This window comes from Pantoea sp. (assembly GCF_039594315.1).
Classification (GTDB): Bacteria; Pseudomonadota; Gammaproteobacteria; order Enterobacterales; family Enterobacteriaceae; genus Pantoea.
The window spans coordinates 1-19362 of sequence record NZ_JBCNNP010000023.1; the positions used below are offsets into that span (position 1 = coordinate 1).

The 19362-nt window shown below is 54.3% G+C and carries 16 protein-coding genes; 7 read left to right on the top strand and 9 right to left on the bottom strand.

The annotated features are described in order from the left end of the window. Positions 1-2 precede the first annotated feature (2 nt). Entirely contained in the window at positions 3-1427 is a 1425-nt protein-coding gene (gene lpdA / locus ABDW13_RS14230; protein ID WP_343553215.1) for a dihydrolipoyl dehydrogenase, read from the top strand. A 568-nt stretch (positions 1428-1995) separates the two neighbouring features. Here the strand turns inward: lpdA and ABDW13_RS14235 are convergent. Continuing rightward, a complete protein-coding gene (locus ABDW13_RS14235; RefSeq protein WP_343553216.1) occupies positions 1996-2895 on the bottom strand; it encodes a LysR family transcriptional regulator in 900 nt (299 codons plus the stop codon). 98 nt (positions 2896-2993) lie between these two features. Here ABDW13_RS14235 and ABDW13_RS14240 point away from each other — a divergent pair, with 98 nt between their 5' ends. The 3 genes from ABDW13_RS14240 to yacL all read left to right on the top strand — a co-directional run bounded on the left by ABDW13_RS14240 (position 2994) and on the right by yacL (position 7362). Next, positions 2994-3989: an aldo/keto reductase gene (locus ABDW13_RS14240; RefSeq protein ID WP_343553217.1), complete on the top strand. Its 996-nt coding sequence runs from the start codon at positions 2994-2996 to the stop codon at positions 3987-3989. Between the two features lie 239 nt (positions 3990-4228). Then, complete coding sequence (gene acnB / locus ABDW13_RS14245; protein WP_343553218.1) at positions 4229-6826, top strand: bifunctional aconitate hydratase 2/2-methylisocitrate dehydratase; 2598 nt, start codon at positions 4229-4231, stop codon at positions 6824-6826. A gap of 173 nt (positions 6827-6999) precedes the next feature. Next, positions 7000-7362, top strand: a complete 363-nt coding sequence (yacL, locus tag ABDW13_RS14250) for a protein YacL (RefSeq protein ID WP_343553219.1) — start codon at positions 7000-7002, stop codon at positions 7360-7362. A 100-nt stretch (positions 7363-7462) separates the two neighbouring features. Here yacL and ABDW13_RS14255 read toward each other — a convergent pair whose 3' ends face one another. The 6 genes from ABDW13_RS14255 to ABDW13_RS14280 form a co-directional block, all read right to left on the bottom strand. Next, on the bottom strand, positions 7463-8506 hold the full coding sequence (locus tag ABDW13_RS14255; RefSeq protein ID WP_343553220.1) for a cyclase family protein: 1044 nt from the start codon (positions 8504-8506) through the stop codon (positions 7463-7465). Then, positions 8503-9840, bottom strand: a complete 1338-nt coding sequence (locus tag ABDW13_RS14260) for an MFS transporter (RefSeq protein WP_343553221.1) — start codon at positions 9838-9840, stop codon at positions 8503-8505. The genes ABDW13_RS14255 and ABDW13_RS14260 overlap by 4 nt, the downstream gene beginning before the upstream one ends. A 72-nt stretch (positions 9841-9912) precedes the next feature. Then, positions 9913-11232 (bottom strand): MFS transporter, encoded by a 1320-nt coding sequence (locus ABDW13_RS14265; protein ID WP_343553222.1) that lies wholly within the window; start codon positions 11230-11232, stop codon positions 9913-9915. Between the two features lie 39 nt (positions 11233-11271). After that, positions 11272-12225: a phosphoglycerate dehydrogenase gene (locus ABDW13_RS14270; protein WP_343553223.1), complete on the bottom strand. Its 954-nt coding sequence runs from the start codon at positions 12223-12225 to the stop codon at positions 11272-11274. Positions 12226-12277: 52 nt separating this feature from the next. Further along, positions 12278-13162, bottom strand: coding sequence for a dihydrodipicolinate synthase family protein (locus ABDW13_RS14275; RefSeq protein ID WP_343553224.1), 885 nt, complete (start codon positions 13160-13162; stop codon positions 12278-12280). A gap of 17 nt (positions 13163-13179) precedes the next feature. Continuing rightward, a complete protein-coding gene (locus tag ABDW13_RS14280) occupies positions 13180-14328 on the bottom strand; it encodes an iron-containing alcohol dehydrogenase (protein WP_343553225.1) in 1149 nt (382 codons plus the stop codon). A 187-nt stretch (positions 14329-14515) separates the two neighbouring features. Between ABDW13_RS14280 and ABDW13_RS14285 the strand changes: the two genes are divergently transcribed. The 3 genes from ABDW13_RS14285 to ABDW13_RS14295 are packed head-to-tail and all read left to right on the top strand — an operon-like array spanning position 14516 to position 17528. Beyond that, complete coding sequence (locus tag ABDW13_RS14285; protein ID WP_343553226.1) at positions 14516-15787, top strand: four-carbon acid sugar kinase family protein; 1272 nt, start codon at positions 14516-14518, stop codon at positions 15785-15787. Then, on the top strand, positions 15780-16760 hold the full coding sequence (locus ABDW13_RS14290; RefSeq protein WP_343553227.1) for a D-threonate 4-phosphate dehydrogenase: 981 nt from the start codon (positions 15780-15782) through the stop codon (positions 16758-16760). Before ABDW13_RS14285 ends, ABDW13_RS14290 begins: the two co-directional genes overlap by 8 nt. Before the next feature lie 6 nt (positions 16761-16766). Continuing rightward, on the top strand, positions 16767-17528 hold the full coding sequence (locus ABDW13_RS14295) for a DeoR/GlpR family DNA-binding transcription regulator (RefSeq protein ID WP_343553228.1): 762 nt from the start codon (positions 16767-16769) through the stop codon (positions 17526-17528). A gap of 130 nt (positions 17529-17658) precedes the next feature. Here the strand turns inward: ABDW13_RS14295 and speD are convergent, their stop codons facing one another. Both speD and speE read right to left on the bottom strand, forming a co-directional pair. Continuing rightward, positions 17659-18468: an adenosylmethionine decarboxylase gene (gene speD / locus ABDW13_RS14300; RefSeq protein WP_343553230.1), complete on the bottom strand. Its 810-nt coding sequence runs from the start codon at positions 18466-18468 to the stop codon at positions 17659-17661. Positions 18469-18473: 5 nt separating this feature from the next. Beyond that, a complete protein-coding gene (gene speE, locus ABDW13_RS14305) occupies positions 18474-19337 on the bottom strand; it encodes a polyamine aminopropyltransferase (protein WP_343553231.1) in 864 nt (287 codons plus the stop codon). Positions 19338-19362 lie beyond the last annotated feature (25 nt).

Here is a 19362-nt window from a genome sequence, read left to right on the forward strand (position 1 = left end):
TGATGAGTACAGAGATTAAAACTCAAGTCGTGGTACTTGGGGCAGGTCCTGCAGGTTACTCTGCAGCCTTCCGTTGCGCTGATTTAGGTCTGGAAACCGTAATCGTTGAGCGTTACAGCACCCTCGGTGGTGTTTGTCTGAACGTAGGCTGTATCCCGTCAAAAGCGCTGCTGCACGTCGCGAAAGTCATCGACGAAGCAAAAGCCCTGGAAGAGCACGGCATCGTGTTTGGCCAGCCGCAAACTGACATCAACAAGATTCGTAGCTGGAAAGAGAAAGTGGTTACGCAACTCACTGGCGGCCTCGCAGGTATGGCGAAAGGTCGTAAAGTGAAAGTTGTGACTGGCCTCGGCAAATTCACCGGTGCTAACACGCTGGTGGTTGAAGGTGAAGGCGGCGCGACCACCATCAACTTCGATAACGCGATTATCGCAGCCGGTTCTCGTCCAATTGAACTGCCATTCATTCCACACAACGATCCACGCGTGTGGGACTCTACCGATGCGCTGGAACTGAAAGAAGTGCCTAAGCGTCTGCTGGTTATGGGCGGCGGTATCATCGGTCTGGAAATGGCGACCGTATATAAAGCGCTGGGTTCAGAGATTGACGTGGTTGAGATGTTTGACCAGGTAATCCCAGCAGCTGACAAAGATGTGGTGAAAGTCTTCACCAAGCGTATCAGCAAGAAATTCAACCTGATGCTGGAAACCAAAGTTACCGCTGTTGAAGCGAAAGACGATGGTATCTACGTATCCATGGAAGGCAAAAAAGCACCGGCTGAAGCTCAGCGTTACGACGCGGTGCTGGTCGCCATTGGTCGCGTACCAAACGGTAAAGGTTTGGATGCTGGTAAAGCGGGCGTGGAAGTGGACGATCGCGGCTTCATCCGTGTCGACAAGCAAATGCGCACCAACGTACCGCACATCTATGCTATCGGTGACATCGTGGGTCAGCCAATGCTGGCGCACAAAGGCGTGCACGAAGGCCACGTAGCGGCGGAAGTGATCTCTGGTCTGAAGCACTACTTCGACCCGAAAGTGATCCCATCGATTGCTTACACCGAGCCAGAAGTTGCCTGGGTTGGTCTGACTGAAAAAGAAGCCAAAGAGAAAGGCATCAGCTACGAAGTTTCCACCTTCCCGTGGGCAGCTTCAGGCCGTGCTATCGCTTCTGATTGTGCAGACGGTATGACCAAACTGATCTTCGACAAAGAGACTCACCGTGTTATCGGTGGTGCGATTGTCGGCACCAACGGCGGCGAGCTGCTGGGTGAAATTGGTCTGGCGATTGAAATGGGCTGCGATGCCGAAGATATCGCACTGACCATTCACGCGCACCCAACGCTGCATGAATCAGTTGGTCTGGCGGCGGAAGTGTTCGAAGGTAGCATTACTGACCTGCCAAACGCGAAAGCGAAAAAGAAATAAGCTTTCGTGTTGAATACAATTAACGGCTCCTTAAAGGAGCCGTTTTTTATTACGGCTTCTATTTAAATAAACAAGTAAAAAAGGCGCGTGAGCTACTTAGTGAGTCATGCCGGAATAGCGGGAGCGAACTCCCGCTAATGAAGTTTACTGTCGGACTTCGTAAGCCATTACAGCCGATAATTCAGCAGTGAGTATCCGAAAACGTAATTCACATAATGAACTGCGATTAACCAGACACAAACCTAATAGAATGAGCCCGCTGATAATCAGCTTGCTGAATATTGACTTCATAGTTACTTACTCCTTGCGTTAGCACGAGCAAGCGGCTACCCTAACATTTCTCACGTGGTAGGGTAGGTCGCTTGCCCGTGAAGTTGATTAGATATAGCTTCACGGGTTCACTCTCCACAACCTACCTCAATTCTTTAAACTTGAAGCAAGTTGCCTCAAGCGCCCGCAGGCAGTCTACGCTTTAATTCCTTTATTTCATCTTAATTTTATAATTATTTAAAATTTAATGATTCTGCGATTGGTTTGTTTTAGTTCTTCTTTTAAAAAGGAGGGTTAATTAATTTTTGGTTTCCTTAAGCCAATCAATAAAATGCCGTAATGGCGCGGAAAGATATTTCCTGCTCGGATAATAAAACCAGAATCCTTCTTCTACTTGGGTATATTCCGCCAGGATCTCCACTAATTCCCCGCGAGCTAAAACATCTTCCACTGTACCTTGATGTAAAAACGCAATTCCCACGCCTGCTAACGCCGCTTGTAATATGCGTTCGTTGTTATCCAACACCAGCGCGCCTTTTACCGCCACTTCCTGCTTGCGGCCCTGTTGCCAAAACTCCCAGCGATAACGGCGTCCGCTGGGAAAGCGTCGTTCAATGCAGGGAAATTGCAGCAGTTCGGCGGGAGCGGTTGGTACGCCATGCTGCGCAATAAACGCTGGGCTTGCCACTGCCAGCGCGCGCATCGGTGCACCAAACGGTACTGCCACCATATCCTGCGCCAGCACATCGCCGTAGCGCACACCGGCATCATAGCCAGCCTCAACAATATCCAGCAGTGAATCGTTGCTATCGAGCTCCAGTGTGATCTCAGGATAGCGCTGCAAAAACGGCAGGATCAGCGAATCGAAGAATAACGCTTCGGCCGAACGCGGCATGCTGATGCGCAATACGCCACGCGGATCGCTGCGCCAATCATTGAGTTCATCCACCGCTTGCGACAAGTCCGCCAGTGCCGGTTGAATGCGTTGCAAAAAGCGCTCGCCCGCTTCGGTCAACGCCACCTTGCGCGTGGTGCGATTGAGCAATCGCACGCCTAGTCGTGCTTCGAAATGGCGCATGGCGTGGCTTAGGCTTGAAGGCGTGACATTGCGCTCCTCCGCCGCTTTGCGAAAGCTCAAGTGCTGCGCGATGGCGGCAAACATTTCCAGTTCCTGCATGGATGCACGGTATTTGTTCATTACTGAGTTTTACTCACTAAATCGGCAAGAATGCCTCAATTGTTGCGGTTATTGATGAGGTTTATAACATTAACACCAACAGCGAAGAGGATAAAACAGTGCAACAACGTCAATTAGGCAATCAGGGACTACAGGTTTCGGCGCTGGGATTAGGCTGCATGGGCATGAGCTTTGCCTATGGGCAAAATGATGAAAAGCAGGCGCTGGAAACGCTGGCGCGCGCATTCGATATCGGGGTGAATTTTCTCGATACCGCTGAAGTCTATGGCCCTTTCACCAACGAGAGCTTATTGGCAAAAGCGATAAAAGGGCGCCGCGATATCAAGGTGGCGACCAAGTTTGGCTTTCGTATTACCGATCACGGCGAAGAGTGGGAGCGCATTACCGGCGTAAACAGCGACCCGGCGCATATTCGCCGCGCGGTGGAAGGATCGCTCCAGCGCCTTGGCGTTGAGACCATTGAGCTGCTGTATCAGCATCGTCTCGATCCGGTGGTGCCGATCGAAGAGGTGGTCGGCGTAATGGCCGATTTGGTGCGCGAAGGGAAGGTGAAGTATCTCGGCTTGTCTGAAGTCTCTGCGGCCACGTTGCGCCGGGCACATGCAGTTCACCCGATTTCAGCGTTACAAAGCGAATACTCATTGTGGTCACGCGATCCTGAGCAGGAGATTCTGGCAACCTGCCGTGAACTGAACGTGGGCTTTGTACCTTACAGCCCGTTAGGGCGCGGCTTCTTAACCGGCAAATTCCCGGCTGCCGCCACGTTAGCTGACGATGATTTCCGCCGTTATCTGCCACGCTTCCAGCAAGATGCGCAGGCGCATAACCAGAAGTTAGTGAATCAGCTTACTGAGATGGCTACAGGTTATGACGCCACCGCCGCGCAGCTAGCTTTAGCGTGGGTGCTGGCGAAAGGGCAGTTTATTGTGCCAATCCCTGGCGCCAGCAAGATTGCGCATCTGGAACAGAACTGCGCGGCGGCTGAATTGGCATTACGTGCAGCCGATGTTGCGACGCTAGATACGCTATTCAGCGCACAAAATATTCACGGCGAACGCTATAACGACAGCGAGTTTGTGCTGGTCGATCGTTAAAGATTTTCACCTCGCTCATGCAACAAGCAGGCTGAATCGGCCTGCTTTTTTATGTGACGCAGTTCATAAGCCAGTGAAAGCTGCTAAAAATCGCGCGGATGTTGCTTTTTTGTAAACAGATTAACAATCAGCCGAAATGCTGCTATGCTGCCCCACGCGGAACCGGGCACCTCACCCTACTGTTTGACAGCATCAAGGGGTGTACCGGAAAGCTATACAATGAGAGCGAGGAGAACGTCGTGCTAGAAGAATACCGTAAGCACGTTGCCGAGCGTGCTGCCCAGGGAATCGTACCTAAGCCGTTAGATGCTTCCCAGATGGCCGCGCTGGTTGAACTGCTAAAAAACCCGCCAGCGGGTGAAGAAGAATTCCTTACCGACCTGTTGGTCAATCGTGTTCCACCAGGTGTTGATGAAGCGGCGTACGTTAAAGCCGGTTTCCTGGCAGCTGTCACTAAGGGCGAAGCCCACTCTCCTCTGGTTACTCGCGAAAAAGCCGTTGAGCTACTGGGCACCATGCAGGGCGGTTATAACATCCACGCGTTGATTGAAGCGCTTGATGATGAAGCCTTAGCCCCGATTGCCGCTGAAGCCCTGTCTCACACGCTGCTGATGTTCGATAACTTCTACGATGTCGAAGAGAAATCAAAAGCGGGTAACCCACACGCGAAAAAAATCATCCAGTCCTGGGCCGATGCCGAATGGTTCCTGAAGCGTCCAAAACTGGCTGAAAAAATCACTACCACCGTGTTCAAAGTGACCGGCGAAACCAACACCGACGACCTCTCTCCGGCGCCGGATGCATGGTCACGTCCGGATATTCCACTGCACGCGTTGGCAATGCTGAAAAACGCCCGTGAAGGCATCGAACCCGACGATGCTGGTAACATTGGCCCGATCAAACAGATCGAAGCACTGCAACAAAAAGGCTTCCCGCTGACTTACGTCGGTGACGTAGTCGGAACCGGTTCTTCACGTAAATCTGCCACCAACTCGGTGCTGTGGTTTATGGGCGATGACATTCCGTACGTGCCGAATAAAAAGGGCGGGGGTCTGTGCCTGGGCGGTAAAATTGCCCCGATCTTCTTCAACACCATGGAAGATGCTGGCGCACTGCCAATCGAGCTGGATGTTGATCGTCTGAACATGGGCGATGTGATCGACGTTTACCCGTACAAAGGTGAAGTGCGCAATCACGAAACCGATGAAGTGCTGGCGACCTTCGAACTGAAAACCGACGTGCTGTTGGATGAAGTACGTGCGGGCGGTCGTATTCCACTGATCATCGGCCGTGGCTTGACCACCAAAGCGCGCGAGTCGCTGGGCCTGCCGCACAGCGATGTGTTCGTGCAAGCCAAAGACGTGGCAGCCAGCAGCCGTGGTTATTCACTGGCGCAGAAAATGGTTGGCCGCGCGTGCGGCGTAGAAGGTGTCCGTCCGGGCGCTTACTGCGAACCGAAAATGACCTCGGTCGGTTCTCAGGACACCACCGGTCCAATGACCCGTGATGAACTGAAAGATCTGGCGTGCCTTGGCTTCTCGGCCGATCTGGTGATGCAGTCATTCTGCCACACCGCGGCGTATCCTAAGCCGGTTGACGTGACCACCCATCACACGCTGCCAGACTTCATCATGAACCGTGGCGGCGTTTCGCTGCGTCCGGGCGATGGCGTTATTCACAGCTGGCTGAACCGCATGCTGCTGCCGGATACCGTGGGTACTGGCGGTGACTCGCACACCCGTTTCCCAATCGGTATTTCGTTCCCGGCGGGTTCTGGTCTGGTCGCCTTTGCTGCTGCGACTGGCGTTATGCCGCTGGATATGCCGGAATCAGTGCTGGTGCGCTTCAAAGGCGAAATGCAACCGGGCATCACGCTGCGCGATTTGGTGCACGCGATTCCACTGTACGCCATCAAAGCTGGCCTGCTGACCGTTGAGAAGAAAGGTAAGAAAAACATCTTCTCTGGCCGCGTGCTGGAAATTGAAGGTCTGCCGAAACTGAAAGTTGAGCAGGCGTTCGAACTGACCGATGCTTCTGCTGAGCGTTCTGCTGCCGGTTGTACCATCAAGCTGGATAAAGAGCCGATCATCGAGTATCTCAACTCGAACATCGTGCTGCTGAAGTGGATGATCTCGGAAGGCTACGGCGATCGTCGTACGCTGGAACGTCGTATTCAGGGCATGGAAAAATGGCTGGCCGATCCGCAACTGCTGGAAGGCGATGCGGACGCGGAATACGCTGCGGTGATCGATATCGATCTGGCAGAAATCAAAGAGCCAATTCTTTGTGCACCGAACGATCCCGACGACGCGCGTTGGTTGTCTGACGTGCAGGGCGAGAAGATCGACGAAGTGTTCATCGGTTCGTGCATGACCAACATCGGTCACTTCCGTGCAGCCGGTAAACTGCTGGATGCGCATAAAGGTCAGTTGCCAACCCGCTTGTGGGTTGCGCCACCAACCAAAATGGACGCCGCACAGTTGACCGAAGAGGGCTATTACAGCGTCTTTGGTAAGAGCGGTGCGCGTATCGAGATTCCGGGCTGTTCACTGTGCATGGGTAACCAGGCGCGTGTGGCCGACGGCGCGACGGTAGTTTCTACCTCAACCCGTAACTTCCCGAACCGTCTCGGTACCGGCGCGAACGTCTTCCTGGCATCAGCAGAGCTGGCAGCGGTGGCATCGCTGTTGGGCAAACTGCCAACGCCGGACGAGTATCAGCAGTTCATGTTGCAGGTTGATAAGACTGCGGCAGACACTTACCGTTACCTCAACTTTGATCAGCTGGGACAATACACTGACAAAGCGGATACGGTGATCTTCCAGACCGCTGTTTAACCGGCGCAAGGAATGAGAAAAAGGGGCGATGCGAATCGTCCCTTTTTTTATGCGCTTTTTTCAGCAGGCATCTCCAGGCATAATGCGAGCGCGATCCCACTTTAATCAGCGTGCAGCGCACAAAATGCACGAAGACGCTGCCAAACGGCGCGTTATCAGTAAGAGGCAAACTCATGGAGTATGAATTTTTGCGTGATTTGACCGGTCAGGTCAAAGTGCGTATGTCGATGGACCACGAAGCGGTGGGGCACTGGTTCAACGAAGAAGTGGCCGATAATCTGGCCCTGCTGGATGAGGTGGAAGCCGCCGCGCAGCAGGTGAAAGGCACCATTAATCAGTGGCAGCGTGTTGGGCATGAATACACGCTGTGGATGGATGAAGAAGAGGTGATGATCCGCGCCAATCAACTGGCGTTGGAAGATGACGGTATCGAAGAGGGCATGACTTACTACGATGAAGAGAGCTTGTCGTTTTGCGGTGTCGACGATTTCCTCGCGGTGATTGCCGCCTATCGCCAATTCCTCGCCGGTAAATAAAGATTTGCATTATCCGTAGCGGCGCAATTCATTGCGTTGTGTTGACCTTTTAACATCAACTGAACGCGACAAATCGCGCCGCTACACATTTGTGCGTTGGTTAAACCGTCGCCACCGGCGTTGCGGGCGATCCTACCGCACCCGGCAAACGCAGCGGCGGCGCGGTGAGCAGGAAAGCATGGCGCTGATGCTGCGCCAGCCAATCTGCCAGCGGACTCAGCAACATCAGCTCACCCAAATACACGCCTAACCTAAACAGACACAGATCGTGCAACGGATGCGACGGATAAAAATCATCGTTAAGCGGACGCGCCGGTAATATCTCCACCGCCGGATTATCAGCAAGTAACGCCACCACGCCACTTTCCACAATCCAGTCGCGCAGTTGGCAATCGCTGCCATCCAGACCAGCAAAATGGCTGTTCAAAAACGTCATATCCGGCTCGCCGTTCATCGCCAGAATCGCTTCATCCATGCCGGTGCGGAAGCAGACGAAATCGCCAGGCCGCACCTCGATGTTGTCGGCGCGCAAAATCTGTTGCAGATGCTGGTAGCCAAAAGCAAAGCGCTCGCTGCCAAAGTGGCGTTTGATATCAATCATCACCGCGCGGCCCTGCATGCCGTGCGCCGCCATATTCTCAATGCCCAACGCTTTCGCGCCGAGATGCGTGCCGTGATCGCAGCCACAGCCGCCGCGATAATCGGTTTCGCCGACGATATCCACATTGGCTTTGTAGCCGTTATAAAACACCATTTCCGGCTCGCCGTTATCGTTGACGTCGAACCATTGTCCCATATGCGCCAGGCTGTCCCACTGCGTTGAATATTGCAGCGCCAGCGTGACGCTATCGTCGCAAATCACATCCGTCAGCAGAGGATTATCACGCGACAGCGGATAGGTCATATTGGCGTGCTCGCCGCGCCGCGTGGCATTTAGCTGCGGCGGCGGACGACGTGGATTCATCGCCGTGCCGCCGGGCAAATCCAGCGGCAAACTCAGGCAAAAGGTTTCGCCACTTTTCACTTCTTTGATGCCTTCCAGCACTTTAGCGGCGGTGAGCAGATTGAGCCGACCTAACTGATCGTCCGGGCCAAAATCGCCCCACGTTGATTGTTCAGGTCGCTTTTTCCAGCGCGTATTCATACTTCTCTCCTTAAGGTGCCTTCCAGCGCGGCGTTACTCTCTGCGCCCATCGGCTGCACGCGTGGCAACCAGAAGGCGTAAATCAGTGCGCCGACCACGCCAATCACGCCCGCGATTTCCAACGGAATCACGAATGAATGGGTGAACTGCATCAGCACGCCAATCAAAATCGGTGAAATGATACCGGCGAGATTCGCCGCCATGTTCTGTATACCGCCGATGGTGGCGACGTTAGCGCGATTCGGTGCCACATCGGAAGGCAGCGCCCACAATGCTGCCGAAGCAAAGGTAGCAGCGAAGTTGGCAAAACACAGCGCGGTTAACGCCAGCCCAACGGTCGGTGAAAAGGCGGCTAAACCAATGGTCGCGCTGCCGAGCATGCCGCCGACCAGCGGGATCTTCCGTGCCACGCTCAGTGAATAACCGCGACGCACCAGGGAATCTGATAACAATCCGCCACACCAGCCGCCAACAATCGCCGCAATGCCCGGCAGCATGCCGAGTAGGCCGAATTTCATCAGCGAGAGGTGAAACGTTTCCACCAAATAGGTCGGGAACCAGGTGAAGAAGAAGTAGGAAACGAAGTTGATGCAGAAGAAACCGGCCATCATCGCCTGCACGGTACGTTGCCCCAGCAACTGGCGCACGCTCATCGGCTCGCCAGTTTGCGGATCCTGATTGGCTTCGATAAATTCCACTTCTTCCTGCGTTACGGTTTTGTGCTCACGCGGATCGCGATACCACAGATACCAAGCCAGCGCCCACACCACCGCGACCACGCCGGAGAGCACGAAAGTCATGCGCCAGCCGACTAACGCAATCAAGAAAGAAATGATCGGGATCGCCAACGTGCCGCCGATTTTGCTGCCGTTATTAAAGGTCGCGGCGGCGAAGCTGCGTTCCTGACGCGGAAACCAGCGCGTTACGGTGGAAGAACTGGCGGGATAGCTTGGCGCTTCTACTGCGCCCAGCACAAAACGGAAGCCCACCAGCGCGGCAATCGAGCTGGCAAGGCCGCACGCTGCGGTGGCTAAACCCCAGCCAAGGCTACTGAGCGCAAAGGTGATGCGCGGGCCGAGCTTATCCACCAACCAGCCGCCGGGCAGCTGAAACAGTACATAGCTCCAAAAGAACGCCGAGAGCAGCAAGCCGCTGTCAGTGGGCGAGAAGTGCAGTTCCTGGCTCATAAACGGCATCGCCACACTCATGGCGGCACGATCGATATAGTTAATGGCGATGCCGACTGACAGCACCGTAAGAATGACGAAACGAAATTTCCCTTTCGCTTTACTTGCCGAAATTGCAGCAGGTGATCCATTGGAATTCAGCGACATAATCGCCTCCAATTGTTTTTTATGTTTTGTAGGGGAAACGCCGCATCGGAATGATGCGGCGGGATTTCACGCTTACGCGCGACTTACAACGGAATGCGTATGCTGCATCTGTTCCTCATCGACGATGGGTTCTACTTTGCCCATCAGGAACAGATAGTTAAGGATACCAATCACCACCAATACGGCCGAGAACACCAGCGCCCAGGTAAAGTGACCGGTGGCACCGACAATCGCGCCGGTAATGATCGGACCGACTGCGCCCCCCATATTCGACACGGTATTTTGCAGGCCAGCGACAATCGATACGCTGTTTTGCGGTGCCACATCGCCGGGCAGCGCCCACACTTGCGATGCTGCCACAGTGGTACCGGATTTGGCGATACACAGCAGCAGGACGGTCATGAACACCGAATCGGTGAACGGTGCAAAGCCGATGCACAACGCCATTAACAAGCCGATGGTCAGGAACAGTTTGCGCGTGGCGGTCAGCGACAGCACTTTGTTATGCACCATGCGATCCGAGGCCCAACCGGCCAGCACTTCAATCACCATGCCACAAATCAGCGGCAGCGCGGCCACCATGCCCATTTTCAGGAAATCCATGCCTTTATCTTTCACCAGATAGGTCGGCAGCCAGGTGATAAAGAAGTAAGAGGTGTAGTTGATGGTGAAGAAACCGATGCACATCGCCCAGATGTTGCGATAGCGCAGCAGCTTGTACCATTTCATCGGACGCACACTTTTATCGCCATGTTTCTGCGCCTGACCGTCACGGATAAAGCGCACTTCATCGGTACTGATCGATTTATGATCTTCTGGGTTTTCCGCGTAGATAAAGTACCAGGCAATCACCCAGAACAGCCCCAGCGCACCGATCGCGAGGAACGTCAGACGCCAGTCAAACATGGCGATCATAAACACGATCAGCGGCATGGCGACCGCACCGCCGAATTTGGAGGCGCTATCAAACAGGCCAGAAACCGTGGCGCGTTCGCGGTCCGGGAACCAGCGCGCAGTGATACCGGCGTTGCTCGGATAGGCCGCCGCTTCGCCGACGCCCAGCGCTAGACGCAGCGCCAACAGCGATTTAAAGCCGGTCGCCAATCCCATCGCCATCGTCGCGATGGACCACCAACCGACCGCAATGCCGAGGCCTTTTTTCTGGCCGAAGCGGTCGGCAAACCAGCCCGCGGGAATCTGCAACAGCGCGTAGGACCAGAAGAACGCCGCCATGATGAAGCCCATCATTTCCGGATTGATATCGAGTTCTTTGATCAAATGCGGTGCCGCCGCCGACAGTACGGTACGGTCAATGTAGTTAATGGCGATCGCCAGCCACATCAGGCCAGCAATCCACCAACGGATACGGGTAGAGCGTAAGGTGTTCTGCATAATTTTATTTTCACCTTTCTATTTTGTAGGGATGGCAGGTTATTCCAGCCCGTTCATGACGTTAACCGGGCGTTGGCTCTTCTTGATGCACTGCACAATTTGCGTCACGCAACGTTCGCCAATGGCGCTGATTGCGCCGTCGGTATACCCAGCGATATGTGAAGTAGGAATAAAGTTGCTCAGCGTGAACAGCGGATGTTCATTCAGCGGTTCTTGCTCAAACACATCGGCGGCTGCACCGGCAATCACGTTATCCAGCAGCGCCTGATACAGATCCTGTTCGTTGACGATGCCGCCGCGTGAGGCGTTGATCAGGAAGGCGCTTTTCTTCATCTGTTTGATACGGGCAGCATCAAACAGATTGCGGGTTTTATCCGTCAGCGGTTTGTGCAAGGTGATGAAGTCACTGCTTTCAGTCAGTTGATCCAGCGTGACAAACTCAATGCCGTGTTCGGCGGCAAAGGCTTCATCGGGATAGAAATCAAAGGCGATGACGCGCATGTTGAAGCCTTTAGCGCGCAACGCCACTTGCTTGCCGATGTTGCCCAAGCCGATGATGCCCAGCGTTTTGCCGTACACATCGGTGGCAAAAATACGCGGCCAGTTACCGGCGCGGGTTTCAATCACGGCCTGAGTGATTTGGCGCGCGCTATTGAGGATTAAAGCGAAAGCGAAATCCGCCACCGCATGTTTATTGGCATCCGGCACGTTGGTGACGTAAATGCCGCGCGCACGTGTGGCATCCAGATTGATGTTGTCGACACCCACGCCATGTTTGCAGACGATTTTTAGCTGTGGCGCTTTGTTCAGCAGTTCTTCGTTGACGTCGGTAAAGGCGACGATCATCGCCACGGTATCCGCCAGATGTGGTTCCAGCGCGCTGAGCGGTGCATCGGCCGGCAGTGTAATCAGCTCAAAACCGTGCTGTTGCAGCACCTCAATCGGAGCCGCGTCGTATTTAGCGAATGACGGTGAAGTACAGATGACTTTCATAACGTTTTTATCCCAGTGTCTAAAAGGGCAGCATGTGCTGCCCAACAGGCGATTACTGCAAATACTGGTTCACAATCTGACGGATTTTCTGCTCTTCTTCAGCCGAGAAACTCACCGCATAACGGCTGTTACCGACATCCGAACCCAGCAGTGAAACGGCTTTCTTCACCGTCGCTGGCGGGAAACCGACGCTATACAGATCGGTACGCAGGCCAGTGATGTTCTCCTGCGCTTGACGTGATCCTTCAATATCACCCGCATGGAAACGTGCCCAAATGGCATTGATCTCTTTCGGTGCCACATTGGCGAGACCGGAAATGCAGGCGCTGCAACCTTCAACAAACCCTTGGTGAATCAGCGAATCGGGTCCGGTCAGCACGTTGAAGTTTTCCATGCCTGCGGCAGCTTTGAGAAAACCGCTCAGGCTTTCATAGCTGCCCGCGCTGTCTTTGATGCCAATGATGTTCGGATGTGACGCCAGCGTGCGCACGGTTTCCGGTTGCAGCGTGTTGCCGGTACGCGCCGGAATGTTGTAGAGGAACAGCGGTACGTCGATGGCATCGGCCACCGCGCGATAGTGCGCAATCAACTCTTCCTGCTTGAGTGGCACGAAATAGGGCGTGATCACCGAAACCGCATCCACCCCGAGTTTCGCCACTTGCTGACCCAGGCGAATGGTTTCACGCGTGGAAATCTCACCAATGTGCGCGACAACCGGTGCACTGCCGTTCACTTCATCGACGCAGGTTTCCGTCACCGCCAGTTTCTCCTGCTCGTTCAGCACGAAGAATTCACCGTTGGTGCCGCCGCAGAATATGCCGTTGCCCGCCGCCAGCTGACGCTTGATCTGCTCGCGTTGTGTCGCCGGATTGAACGCACCGTCGCGATCAAAGGTGGTGACGATAGCGGTTAATACGCCCTGAATTTTTTTGCTCATGATGTCCTCGATAATCCTTAGTGATTCAACGCCGGAAACAGCGTCAGGTAGACGTTGCGCACGTCATCGGCGCTGACTTTCATCGGCACATTCTTCATTAGGCGCTGCACGTCGAGCGCGGCTTCCACCAAATACGGCAGATGATCCGGGCCGATGCCCAACTCTTCCAGGCTGGCAGGCAGCTTCAAACGTTGTACCAGTGCGGCGAAATACTCGACCAGCGCGTGCGATTTCGCTTCTTCATCCAATGCAGCATCGGCATCAGGCAGTAGATCGTAAGCCTGAGCGAATTTACTCACCGCGGCAGGACGCACAAAGCGCATGCACGGTGCCAGCAGAATGGCATTGGCTACGCCGTGTGGCAGATGATATTTGCCGCCCAGCGGATAAGACATGGCATGCACCAGATGCGTACCGGCATGCGCAATCGATGCGCCGCCATAATAAGACGCCCACAGCATATTCAGGCGCGCCTCCAGATTACCCGGCTCTGCGATGGTTTTTTCCAGGCTGGCAAACAGCTTTTTCATACCGATCAAGGCATAGTTGTCGCTGACCGGATTCGACACGGTGGCAGTGAAACACTCAATCAAATGGCACAGCGCATCAATGCCGGTTGAAGAGGCAATGTGTGGCGGCATGCTGGTGGTCAGCTCCGGTACCAGCGCCACATAATCGGGCAGCATTACCGGCGTAATAATGCCAACTTTGGTCTCTTTCTCAGGGATCGCCAGGATCGCATTCGGTGTAGCTTCTGAACCGGTTCCTGCGGTCGTCGGGATCAGCAGCGAGGTAGTGCGCGTTTGCGGCTTTTCGCCGGCCAGCAGCGCTTCCAGGCTTGGCGCGCCATCCACGCACAGAATTGAGAGCAGCTTGGCGACATCCAGCACGCTGCCGCCACCGACGCCAATCACCAAATCCACATCGGTGCTCGGCAGCGCCGCGACAATTGCTGCCACATCGTGCTGGCTTGGCTCTGGCGGCACCGTATTGACAATGCTCAGGCTGCTAATCTGCTGCTGCAACTGCGCAATCAGCGCCTTTACCGCCGGAATGCCTTCAATATTCTTATCGGTTACCAGCAACGCTTTTTCTTTGCCTTGCAGTAAATAGCTGAGGTCATTAAGCGCCTGAAAGCCACTGATCACGGTGCTGTTGATATTCATCTCTTACCCTTATCGCGTTTTTTCGTACTGAATGATTAATTTTGCTCAAAACAGTGCGAGGTCTGTCACTGCAGTGGCTAAATTTATAGGACAAATTGATTTCAATTAATTTGATCTTGCTCACATATAATCAATCATGATTGAATATAATCATTGCATCGCGGCAACAGCCGATCGAGGAGAGAGAATGACTTTACAGTCATGGAAAACGCCAGTGTTGGTGATTGCCGATGATTTTACCGGTGCCAATGACGCGGGCAGTGGGCTGGCGCGAGCCGGAGCGCGCGTGCATGTGCTGTTTGATAGCGCTACGCCACACGACGCCAGTGCGGCGGATGTACTGGTGATCAGCACCGACAGCCGCGCGGTTGATAGCGTAGAAGCGGCACGCCGCACCCGCGCCGCAGTGCAGCAGCATCAGGCGATTGCTAACGATGGTTGGTTATTCAAGAAGATCGATTCCACGTTGCGCGGTAATCCCGGCGCGGAAATCGAAGCCGCGATGCAGGTCAGCGGCAAGCGTTTAGCCTTGGTGCTGCCCGCCGTACCCAAGTTAGGACGCACTACACGCAACGGTGAAGTGTGGATCAATCAGCAGCGTCTGACCGAGACCGAGTTCGCCAGCGATCCGAAAACGCCGGTTACCAGCAGCCATGTCCTGACGCGGCTGCACATGCAGAGCGCCTTGCCAGGTGAAATGCTTGATCTCGCCACCGTACGCAGTAAGCAACTGGCGCAGGTGCTGGCAAGCAAGCAGGGTTTGCTGGTGGTGGATGCTGAACATGACGCCGACATCGCATTAGTGATGGCCGCAGCCGCCACGCTGGAAATTCGTCCGCTATTAGCGGGTGCATCCGGTTTGAGCGATGCGCTGGGGGAATTGCTGGCGACCAAGGTGGCGCGTCCGGTGCTGGCGGTGGTTGGCTCGATGAGCGCCATCGCGCAGCAGCAGATTACGCGTCTCGCCAGCCAGCGTGATATCCGCGTTATCGATATTGATATCCGCCAGCTGTTTGCCGAACCGGCCTGGCCGCATCAGGACAATTGGGCGCAGGCGATGCAGCAAGCGTTGCACGATGGCGCACATTGCGTGGTGCGTACCACCCAACACGCCGATCAGCGCCATGAAATCGATCGGCTTTGCCTCACGCATCAAGTATCACGTCAGGCATTGGGCGAGCAGATTTGCCAGTTTCTGGCGCAGTTAACCCGCCGCGTTTGCCAGCAGGTGCAGCCCGCTGGATTGTATCTTTCCGGCGGTGACGTGGCGATTGCCGTCGCGCAGGCCTTCGGTGCCAGTGGATTTCAGATTCAGGGCTTGGTGGCTGGCTGTGTGCCGCACGGGGTTCTGCTTAACAGTGAATTACAGTTGCCGGTGATGACCAAAGCAGGTGGCTTTGGCGACGAAAACACCCTGGTAGAAGCCATTCGTTTTATTGAGGAGAAGTCGAGTGAATAAAATTATCGCGATTACCATGGGCGATCCGGCGGGCATCGGCCCAGAGATCATCATCAAATCGCTGGCTGAAGGCGAGTTGGCCGGTGTGCCTGCTGTCGTCGTCGGCTGCGCGAATACGCTGCGTCGGGTGATGGCGTTGAACGTCACGCCGCAAGCCGAATTGCGCGTGTTGGATCAGGTCAAAGATGCCCACTTTGCGCCGGGCATTATCAACGTGATTGATGAACCGCTGGCTGATGCCGATGCGCTGAAGCCGGGCGTGGTGCAGAAAGAAGCGGGCGATCTCGCCTGGCGTTGCGTCAAGCGCGCTACCGAACTGGCGATGGCGGGCGATGTGCAAGCGATAGCGACCGCGCCACTGAATAAAGAAGCGCTGCACTCTGCGGGCCATATTTATCCGGGTCACACCGAGCTGCTGGCTCAACTGACCAACACAAAGAATTACGCCATGGTGCTGTTTACCGATAAGCTGAAAGTGATTCACGTTACCACGCACATCGCGCTGCGTAAGTTCCTTGATACGCTGAATGGCGATCGTATTCAGACGGTGATCGGCATGGCCGATAGCTTCCTGCGTCGTGTCGGTTTTGACAACCCGCGTATTGCGGTAGCGGGCGTCAATCCACATGCGGGTGAAAACGGTTTATTTGGCGATGAAGAGATTAAAATCGTCGCCCCCGCCATTAAAGTGATGAAAGAGCAGGGCATTGATGTGTATGGCCCGTGCCCGCCGGATACCGTGTTCCTGCAATGTCAGGAAGGGCAGTACGATATGGTGGTGGCGATGTACCACGATCAAGGACACATCCCGCTGAAATTATTGGGCTTTTATGATGGTGTGAATATTACCGCCGGCTTGCCATTTATCCGTACTTCAGCGGACCACGGCACTGCGTTTGATATCGCCTGGACAGGAAAAGCGAACTCTGCGAGCATGGCGATCTCCATTAAACTCGCGATGCAGCTTGCATAGGGAAATATGAAGGGACAAAGCCGTCTCGACCAGATTATGGACTATCTGAAGAGCCATAATTTGGTCACTGTTGAACAACTGGTGAGCGCTATTTCGGCCTCGCCGGCCACCATCCGCCGCGATCTGATCAAGCTAGACAAGGAAGGCGTGATTAGCCGCAGTCATGGCGGCGTTACGCTGAATCGCTTTATACCCACGCAGCCGACGACGCTGGAGAAGATGCAGCGCAATCTGGCAGAAAAGCAGGCTATTGCCCAGTTTGCTGCCAGTTATGTGCAATCCGGCGATGCAGTGGTGTTGGATGCCGGCACCACCATGCTGGAGCTGGCGCGCCAATTAACCCATCTCAAACTGCGGGTGATCACCGCCGATCTGCACATTGCGCTGTTTTTATCCGAGTTTAAGCAAATCGAAACCACCATCATTGGTGGACGCATCGACGACTCCAGCCAATCGTGCATTGGTGAACATGGTCGTCGTTTACTGCGCAGCATCAACCCGGATATTGCGTTTGTGAGCTGCAACTCGTGGAGTATCGAACGCGGCATTACCACGCCAACCGAAGATAAAGCCGGATTGAAGATGGATTTGCTGGCGAATGCGCGCCGTCGCATTTTGCTGGCTGACAGCAGCAAATACGGTTCCTGGTCGTTGTATTGTGCTGCGCCGATCGACAGTTTGACCGATGTGGTGACCGATGCGCGATTGGATGAAGCGGTGTGCCGCGACTTGCGCGAGCGAGGTATTGGGCTGGAGCTGACGGCTTAGATTGTGCTCGCTGTCCCTCACCCTAACCCTCTCCCGCACGCGGGAGAGGGGATGATTAGGTAGGAACCGCTCGGACTGCTCCCTCTCCCATTTATGGGAGAGGGTTGGGGTGAGGGACAAGCCGCACCCATTACGACATCTTCAATCCCGTCGCCGGAATATTGCGGCCGTAATAAATCTCGCGCATCTCTTTCCACAGCAAATTGGTAATGCGCTTATGCTCTTGCGGGCTGAGTTCTTCCGGTTTGGTGTTGAACAGGTAATATTTTAGGTCGAACTCTTTCAGCAACATCTTGGTGTGGAAGATATTTTCCTGATAGACATTCACATCCACCATGTCGTACATCGCCTTCATATCCTCGGACATAAAGTTCTGCACTGAATTGATCTCATGATCGATAAAGTGCTTCACGCCATTCACATCGCGCGTAAAACCGCGCACGCGATAATCGATGGTAACGATGTCCGATTCCAGCTGATGAATCAGATAGTTCAGTGCTTTCAGCGGCGAAATCACGCCGCAGGTTGAAACTTCGATATCGGCACGGAAAGTACACAATCCGCCTTCCGGATGACTTTCCGGATAGGTATGCACGCAGATGTGGCTTTTATCGAGGTGCGCCACCACCGAATTTGGCAGCGGGCCGGGATGTTCGGATTTGTCGATATCCTGCGGATTAATTGGCTCCTCACTGACCAAAATGGTGACGCTGGCGCCTTGCGGCTCGTAATCCTGACGCGCGATATTCAGCACATTCGCGCCTATGATCGAGCAGGTTTCAGTGAGGATTTCGGTCAGGCGATTGGCGTTATATTGCTCATCAATATAGGCGATATAGCCATCGCGCTCGGCTTCACTGTTCGCGTAGCAAATATCGTAAATACAAAAACTCAGGCTTTTGGTTAGGTTGTTAAAGCCATGTAGTTTTAGCTTTTGCAATTTCGTCACTCCTTCAACGACAAGGCTTCCAGCAGATATTGCGGCAAGGCAAAGCTGCCGGTGTGGATAGCGGGATTATAGTAACGGCAGCGCAATCCAGCGGCGGCAAAGCGCGACTGCAAAGTGGCTGCATCCAGTTGGCGCAGCGCAGCGTTATCGCTGGCCCAGGCAAAGGTCATGATGCCGCCGTAATAGGTGGGAATCGCCGCCTGATAGAAGGTGACGTCAGCAAAATAGTGGCTCAGTTTACGATGGCTATTAATCGCTTCATCTTGTTGCAGGAAGCAGACGCCATTTTGCGCCACGAAAATGCCACCGGGATTTAGCGCTTGTTTGCAGCCCGCATAGAATTCTGAGGTGAACAGGCTTTCGCCGGGGCCGATCGGATCGGTGCAGTCGGAGATGATCACATCGAAGCGTTCAGTGGTTTGATTGACGAAGTTAACGCCGTCGTCGATGACCAGATTGAGGCGCGGATCGTCGTACGCCCCCGCGCTATGATTCGGCAAATACTCACGGCAGAAACTCACCACGCCCGCATCGATTTCCACCATGGTGATGTGTTCGATGATTTTGTGCCGCGACACTTCACGCAACATTGCGCCATCGCCGCCGCCGATAATCAGCACGCGTTTGGCTGCGCCATGCGCCAGAATCGGCACGTGCGTCATCATTTCGTGATAGATGAATTCATCGCGTTCGGTGGTTTGCACCACGCCATCCAGCGCCATCACCCGACCAAAAGCGGCATTCTCAAAAATCACCAGATCCTGATGCGTGGTTTTGTCACGGTAAAGCTGTTTATCGACGGTGAAATACTGTCCAAATCCATCATGCAGCGTTTCACACCACATTTCTTTTTGCGCCATGATGCGGCTCTCCTGGAATAACATC

Excerpts from the sequence above, each read along its gene's own strand:
- ABDW13_RS14255 (WP_343553220.1), bottom strand. The coding sequence starts at position 8,506 with ATGAATACGCGCTGGAAAAAGCGACCTGAACAATCAACGTGGGGCGAT.
- ABDW13_RS14295 (WP_343553228.1), top strand. The coding sequence starts at position 16,767 with ATGAAGGGACAAAGCCGTCTCGACCAGATTATGGACTATCTGAAGAGC.
- yacL (WP_343553219.1), top strand. The coding sequence starts at position 7,000 with ATGGAGTATGAATTTTTGCGTGATTTGACCGGTCAGGTCAAAGTGCGT.
- ABDW13_RS14270 (WP_343553223.1), bottom strand. The coding sequence starts at position 12,225 with ATGAAAGTCATCTGTACTTCACCGTCATTCGCTAAATACGACGCGGCT.
- speE (WP_343553231.1), bottom strand. The coding sequence starts at position 19,337 with ATGGCGCAAAAAGAAATGTGGTGTGAAACGCTGCATGATGGATTTGGA.
- ABDW13_RS14285 (WP_343553226.1), top strand. The coding sequence starts at position 14,516 with ATGACTTTACAGTCATGGAAAACGCCAGTGTTGGTGATTGCCGATGAT.
- ABDW13_RS14280 (WP_343553225.1), bottom strand. The coding sequence starts at position 14,328 with ATGAATATCAACAGCACCGTGATCAGTGGCTTTCAGGCGCTTAATGAC.
- ABDW13_RS14260 (WP_343553221.1), bottom strand. The coding sequence starts at position 9,840 with ATGTCGCTGAATTCCAATGGATCACCTGCTGCAATTTCGGCAAGTAAA.
- lpdA (WP_343553215.1), top strand. The coding sequence starts at position 3 with ATGAGTACAGAGATTAAAACTCAAGTCGTGGTACTTGGGGCAGGTCCT.
- ABDW13_RS14275 (WP_343553224.1), bottom strand. The coding sequence starts at position 13,162 with ATGAGCAAAAAAATTCAGGGCGTATTAACCGCTATCGTCACCACCTTT.
- ABDW13_RS14235 (WP_343553216.1), bottom strand. The coding sequence starts at position 2,895 with ATGAACAAATACCGTGCATCCATGCAGGAACTGGAAATGTTTGCCGCC.
- ABDW13_RS14265 (WP_343553222.1), bottom strand. The coding sequence starts at position 11,232 with ATGCAGAACACCTTACGCTCTACCCGTATCCGTTGGTGGATTGCTGGC.